Source organism: Flavobacterium sp., assembly GCF_035456225.1.
Taxonomy (GTDB): Bacteria; Bacteroidota; Bacteroidia; order Flavobacteriales; family Flavobacteriaceae; genus Flavobacterium.
Map to the genome: position 1 here is coordinate 1 of NZ_DATIDM010000233.1, position 6,737 is coordinate 6,737.

The 6,737-nt window shown below is 38.3% G+C and carries 5 protein-coding genes; 1 reads left to right on the forward strand and 4 read right to left on the reverse strand.

Going from position 1 to position 6,737, the window contains the following annotated elements; translation table 11 throughout:
* The 4 genes from VLB74_RS13395 to fahA all read right to left on the reverse strand — a co-directional run.
* A partial coding sequence (locus tag VLB74_RS13395) for an N-acetylmuramoyl-L-alanine amidase (protein ID WP_325203960.1) occupies nucleotides 1-1,456 on the reverse strand: 1,456 nt, incomplete at its 3' end.
* 3 nt (nucleotides 1,457-1,459) lie between these two features.
* The gene (locus VLB74_RS13400; RefSeq protein ID WP_325203961.1) at nucleotides 1,460-2,311 is read right to left on the reverse strand and encodes a TolB family protein; all 852 of its coding nucleotides are present in this window, start codon (nucleotides 2,309-2,311) and stop codon (nucleotides 1,460-1,462) included.
* Between the two features lie 141 nt (nucleotides 2,312-2,452).
* Complete coding sequence (locus VLB74_RS13405) at nucleotides 2,453-3,637, reverse strand: hypothetical protein (RefSeq protein WP_325203962.1); 1,185 nt, start codon at nucleotides 3,635-3,637, stop codon at nucleotides 2,453-2,455.
* A 185-nt stretch (nucleotides 3,638-3,822) separates the two neighbouring features.
* Nucleotides 3,823-5,106: a fumarylacetoacetase gene (gene fahA, locus VLB74_RS13410; protein ID WP_325203963.1), complete on the reverse strand. Its 1,284-nt coding sequence runs from the start codon at nucleotides 5,104-5,106 to the stop codon at nucleotides 3,823-3,825.
* A 111-nt stretch (nucleotides 5,107-5,217) separates the two neighbouring features.
* Between fahA and glyA the strand changes: the two genes are divergently transcribed.
* On the forward strand, nucleotides 5,218-6,492 hold the full coding sequence (gene glyA / locus VLB74_RS13415; RefSeq protein ID WP_325203964.1) for a serine hydroxymethyltransferase: 1,275 nt from the start codon (nucleotides 5,218-5,220) through the stop codon (nucleotides 6,490-6,492).
* The last annotated feature ends 245 nt before the right edge of the window (nucleotides 6,493-6,737 follow it).

Here is a 6,737-nt window from a genome sequence, read left to right on the forward strand (position 1 = left end):
TGTTGTATTCCTGATCATCAATTTTAATTCTTGCGAAATACATTCCGTTTGGTAAATGACCGATGTCAATTTTGTGGGTTGAATCATTTTCGTAAGATTGAATTTGCCCTTCATTCACTATTTTGCCGTTTGAATCAAAAAGAGAATATTCAATCTTTTTATCTTTCACATTGCTTGTACTTAAATTCAAAATTCCTGTAGTCGGATTTGGACTCAGAATAATTTCTGTTTTGGGAGCATTTGAATCCAATTCGCTGTTTTCTTCTGAAATTTTTACAGAACAATTGATTGCGGTTACGGTTTGTGTACCGTTGGAATTATTCACCGATCCTACACCATTTTTAGCTTTGATGTAATACGTATATGTTGATCCGGCCGTAATGAGATAGGTATTGGAAAATGTTGTGGTCGTTAGATTCGACGCGTAAAGATTACCGTTTCTGTAAATATCATAACTCGCTGCATTTGCCGAGGTTGTCCAAGATAAATTTATGGTGCTGGTTGTTCCTCCGCAGGTTGGCGTCGCTGTAAGTGTGAAATTTCCGGGCGGACATGTTAAAGCTGTAGCAGTTAACGTTCCGTTGGAATTGTTTGTAGTACCAGTTGCATTTTTAGCTTTAAGCGAATACGTGTACGTTGTTCCACTGGTGATGTACGTGTTGAGAAACTGATTTCCTGTTATATTGCTGGCATACAAGGATCCATTTCTGTAAATATCATAAGAAGTGGCATTGACGGAAGTTGTCCATGCTAATTTAATCTGGCTTGTGGAACCGTTGCATTCCGGTGTAGCTGTTAAAGTAAATGAACCGGGAAGGGGAGCAGTGCAAGTGACATTCAAATTAGCTTTCAGCGAGTTGAAATAGGAAAGCGCAAAAGTATCCCTCCATGCCGAACTGGTGAGTTTTGTAGCGTCTGCCGAATCCACGAATCCGATTTCATTCAAACATCCAGTAGCTGATGAATATTTCAGAACCCCAAGATGATAGGCGAGGAAGCTGTTGTCCTCTACACATCGTCTGTTGTTCCAGGAACCATTGGTCGCCATATCGTTTTGAATCTTTTGGGAAAAAGCTATATCTGGTGCAGTATTGGTATCACTGTCGGTACAATAAAAAGTTTCGGTCCCGGTGCCTCCTCCTGCATTGCAATGAATACTTAAAAGTCGATCCGCATTCCAGTTGTTGGCCATTTGCGCTCTTTGTGTCACCGAGACCCAGCTGTTTAAATTTGTTGTACGCGTCATTTGTACCGTCCAGGAAGTACAGGAATTTTGGATTAAGGTTCGGGTTCGCAAACCTACTTCCAATGATGTTTCTATCTCTGTTGCAGTTCTTCCATCCGGATTATCACTAGTGGTTGCCCCATAACCATGTCCGGGATCGATAACAATTATCTGGGCTTTTGCCGTGAAGGAAACCAATACGACAAAAATAAATTTCAATAGGTTCTTCATAGCTTACAGTTTTAGTTCAGAAATATAGATTTTACCGGTTTTGTCATCGGAAAACATTACTTTATTGTCTCCATAAAAGCAAGGGAACATTTCGTAAATGTCTTTGGTGTCGGTCAGTTTTTTTGATTTGCCAGACTCGACATCAAACAGGTACAAATCGGAGTTGCTTACCGAATGACCATCTTTGCTTTCGTCTAAAAAACCAATTAGGTATTTGTCATCCTGTGACCATGAAGTAGCCATTCCGGTTCCGATTTTTATTCCTGCACTTTTTCCGTCTATATCGTAAATGTAGATATCAGCACCTTTGTGTACAGCCACTTTTTTGCCGTTATGTGATAGAATGGCGTTATAAAATTGTCCTTCATCATTGGTAATTACCCAACTTTTTTGAGTTTCTAAATCTTTAGCTTCTATTTTTAAAGTGGAAAGATTAGTGTAAACCACCGTTTTGTTTTCTTCAAATCCCTTAAATGACGGCAGCCAGTTTGGGTTTGTGCCATTATGCTTCTTTGTTCTTTTGTTTTTAATGTTGTACGAAGTAATAATGGCATGCGAATGGTAATCTGCTTTGTTCTTCTCCCGAAAGTAAAAAGTAGAACTGTTTTGACTCCACGCATAAGCGTAGCCACTGCCGCTGCTATTTGAAATCAGTTTGACACTGTTTTTTTTTACGTCCAAAAGATACACACCCTGACTGTGTTCTTTTGTGAGTAATGCAAAATTCCCGTCCGGAGATGCTACGGGATTACTGAAAGATTCTTTTACCGGCAACGCTTTGAGGTGTTCCAGTTCTTGTGCCTGCATTGTTAAACTGCTAATCAATGTGGAGGCGAGTAAAAATTTTGTTTTCATATAAAAAAAATTTTAATAAAACTAAAAGTAGTATTTATTTTATAATTATAACAAAAAAATGAACAAAAATCTTACAATAATAGTGAAGAACAAAAAAAAACACTCTCATACTGAAAGTGTTTCTTTATTGGTAAGGTTAAATTATCGTCTGAATTTATTGCGGGTTATGATATTTTTCAGTTTCGCTTTTAAGTCTTCACCGGAATCATATACCATTTGATCATTGCTTGGAAAAGGTACTGCCCTTAAATCGAAATAAGGCAGGTAACTTTCATCACAAGCGCGCTTGTCTCCGTTGTAATTTGAGTAAATATGTTCGAACATGAATTCACTTGCTAAAGGAAATGTCTCAATCAGTTGGTTGGTTTTGAAATCAACATAATCAACTTTAGCGGTAACCTGACAGGCTTTAAACTGCTTGAATTCATAAATATTAGCAGTAATCGTTTTAAAATTATCCACTTTTATCGGATGTCCTAAACTGTCTTTTACCACATTTCCGTTGTTATCTAAAAGTGTTTTCGTTCCGTCTTTAATTTGTTTTTCCTTGATGAATTCTTTTTCTTTGATCTGTTCCGGAGAAATATTTATCTGACGGAAGTTCACAATCAATCCGTAATCATAATGAATCCCTTTCTGACGGTTGCTATGATAAACGGTCCATTTGTCGTTTAATCCGAAGGTGCTGAAATCCAATAAGTCGTTTTGCAATTGCACCGGAATAACCATATTCGTTTCGTTTTTAGTGAAAACATTCACGAAATCAGTTCCTTTAAATTTAGCGTCATCGGTTAATTTTTTTACGTCTTTGTAACCGGGATTGATGCTTTCCAGATAAACAAAGTCCTCATACGCTTTACGACAGCTCATCTTGTCGTTAGATTCCAGCATTAATTTTGAATTGTCATAAAGATATTTCGACAATGCATTTTTGCTGTTGATAATCTGATCGGAATAGTTGTTAAAATCGAAAGTTGCATTTCTGTGCGCATCAATTAAATATAAAGGCAGTAGTGGTCGGATTTTCTCCTGACGGTTACTTAATGCAAGATATAAATTGTGGATTTTTTCCAAATTTGCAGGATTGGCATCTTTAGCCAACATTTCGATATCGGCTAAATCACGTTGCTTTGCTTTTGCAAAAGCTTCCTCCATCAGATAAACGTAATCCTGTTTTCCTTTGGCGTTTTTATTGGTTCGTAATGCTTCGAATGCACGGTTAATAGCGCCATCATAATCACCGTCACTCAGCATACTTTGCGTGCTTTTAACGCCACATGAAAATGCGAAAAGCACTAAAATAAGTAGAGTAGAAATTTTATTCATAAAACATAGAATTTTGACAAAAATATAATTTTTTGTTAGCTAATCCCGCTGTACACTATATCTTTTTGTCTCGTTTTAAAAAAACAAAACAAAAAGGATGCCGTTTCCATCGGGGCTAAGCCGGATTTGAAGTAAAAGGCAAAAAAAAAACTCCGAAGTTGAATTTCGGAGTTTTGTGATTTTTATTATTTCGTTGTTATCGGCGGCAGTAATTTACTGGCAACTTCACCAAATCCGATGCGAACTTCCTGATTCTGGCAGTAACCACGCATGATAACGGTATCTCCGTCGTTAATGAATTTACGCTCGGAACCGTCTTTCATTTTTAATGGTTTTTGTCCGCCCCAAGTCAATTCCAGCATTGAGCCGAAAGAGTCTTCTGTTGATCCTGAAATTGTTCCCGAGCCCATCATGTCACCTGAGTTAATTCGGCACCCATTAATAGTATGATGTGCCAATTGCTGACTCATAGTCCAATACATATATTTGAAATTGGATTTACATACTAAAGTCTCTTCGTTGTCTTCAGGAGCTATCGATACTTCTAGATTAATGTCGAACGCATGATTACCGGTTTGTTGTAAATAAGGAAGTGGTTTCGGTTCCTGTTTAGGAGAAGCAGTCCTGAACGGCTCCAAAGCATCCAATGTTACAATCCAAGGAGAAATGGATGAAGCAAAGTTTTTAGCCAGGAATGGTCCAAGTGGCACATACTCCCATTTTTGGATATCACGCGCGCTCCAGTCATTCAATAAAACCATCCCGAAAATATAATCTTCGGCTTCCGTTAAAGGAATATTTTCACCCATAATGTTAGCATCAGTGGTGATAAAAGCGGTTTCCAATTCGAAATCCACTAAACGGGAAGGACCGAATACGGGTTGAGTTTCGCCATTTGGCAATGTTTGTCCCATTGGTCTGTGAACCGGAATTCCCGAAGGAACAATTGTAGAACTTCTTCCGTGGTAACCAACAGGAATGTGTAACCAGTTTGGCAATAATGCATTTTCCGGATCGCGGAACATCTTACCAACATTCGTAGCGTGTTCTTTACTTGAATAGAAATCGGTATAATCACCAATATGAACCGGTAACTGCATTTCCACATCCTCGATCTTGAAGACTACCACATCACGATGTGATTTATTATCTCTTAATTCAGGGTTTTCAGCATCAAAAATATCGGCAAGTCGGTTACGGACCAATCGCCATGTTTTTTTACCGTCGGAAATAAAATCGTTTAAGGTGTCTTGCATGAACATGTCATCGGTAAGTTCAATACCTTCAAAATAACCCAATTGCTGTAATGCGCCCATATCAACGGCAAAATCACCGATACGGGTTCCGATGGTAACTACATCTTCTTTAGTTATAAAAACGCCGAAAGGAATATTCTGAATAGGGAAATCACTGTTTTCCGGTACGTGTAACCATGATTTTCTATGAGGATCGTTTGCTGTGATTGGCATGATATTGTGTTTTTTGTGTGTTCATATTTTGATACATCAAATATACTTTGTATTGTGATTTTACCAAACACTTTTCGTATTTTTGAACTCCATTTAACAAAATATTTGAAAATGCAACGCGACGAACAAATTTTCGACTTAATTCTTGAAGAACAAGACAGACAAATCCACGGATTGGAACTTATTGCATCAGAGAACTTTGTGAGCGACCAAGTGATGGAAGCGGCGGGTTCTGTATTAACCAATAAATATGCAGAAGGCTATCCCGGAAAAAGATATTACGGTGGATGTGAAGTAGTAGACGTTATCGAGCAAATCGCCATCGACAGAGCAAAGGCTTTATTCGGGGCTGAATATGTTAACGTACAGCCACATTCCGGTTCACAGGCGAATTCAGCTGTGCTTGCTGCATGTTTGAAACCCGGTGATAAAATTTTAGGTTTCGACTTATCTCACGGTGGTCACCTGACGCACGGTTCTCCGGTGAATTTTTCAGGTAAATTATACCAAACTACTTTTTATGGTGTAGAGAAAGAAACCGGTCGTTTAAACTATGATATCATTCAGGAAATTGCCACTAAAGAACAGCCTAAATTGATCATTGCAGGTGCTTCGGCATATTCCCGTGACATGGATTTTAAACGTTTCCGTGAAATTGCTGATTCTGTTGGCGCTATTTTAATGGCAGACATTGCTCACCCTGCAGGTTTAATTGCAAAAGGATTAATGAACGACCCAATTCCTCATTGTCATATAGTTACCACAACAACGCATAAAACATTACGCGGACCAAGAGGCGGAATGATCATGATGGGTAAAGATTTTGAAAACCCATGGGGCTTAACAACTCCGAAAGGTGAAATCAGAATGATGTCTCACGTATTGGATATGTCGGTTTTCCCTGGAAATCAAGGTGGACCGTTAGAGCATATCATTGCGGCTAAAGCAGTTGCTTTCGGCGAGGCATTAACGGATGAGTTTTTCCGTTATGCAATGCAGGTTCAGAAAAATGCCAAAGCGATGGCGGAAGCTTTCGTGAAAAGAGGCTACGACATTATCTCCGGAGGAACAGATAACCACATGATGTTAATCGACTTGCGAAATAAAAACATTTCAGGTAAAGAAGCTGAAAATGCTTTGGTTAAAGCGGATATTACGGTTAACAAAAATATGGTTCCTTTTGATGATAAATCTCCTTTCGTTACTTCCGGAATCCGTGTTGGAACTCCTGCAATCACTACGCGTGGTTTGGTTGAATCGGATATGGAAAAGATTGTTGATATGATTGACAGAGTTATCATGAACCACACTAATGAAGAAATGTTAGAGCAAATCGGTGATGAGGTTTACGATATGATGAGTGAACGCGCTATGTTTGTTTTCTAATCGAAATCAATATATGAAATAAAAAGGGCTGTCATTTTTATGACAGCCCTTTTTATGTGATAACGAATCTTCATTATTTCTTTCCAAATACTTCGTATCGCAGAATGAATGAAATGTTGTTAAAGTCAATTGGCAAATTCGCGTGGCCAGTTATGTTTGATTTAAGAAAGTACCTGAATTCACCAGATATTTTCTTATAGTTGTAACCAACACCGGCTGCTAATGAAAAACTTGACGATGAAAAG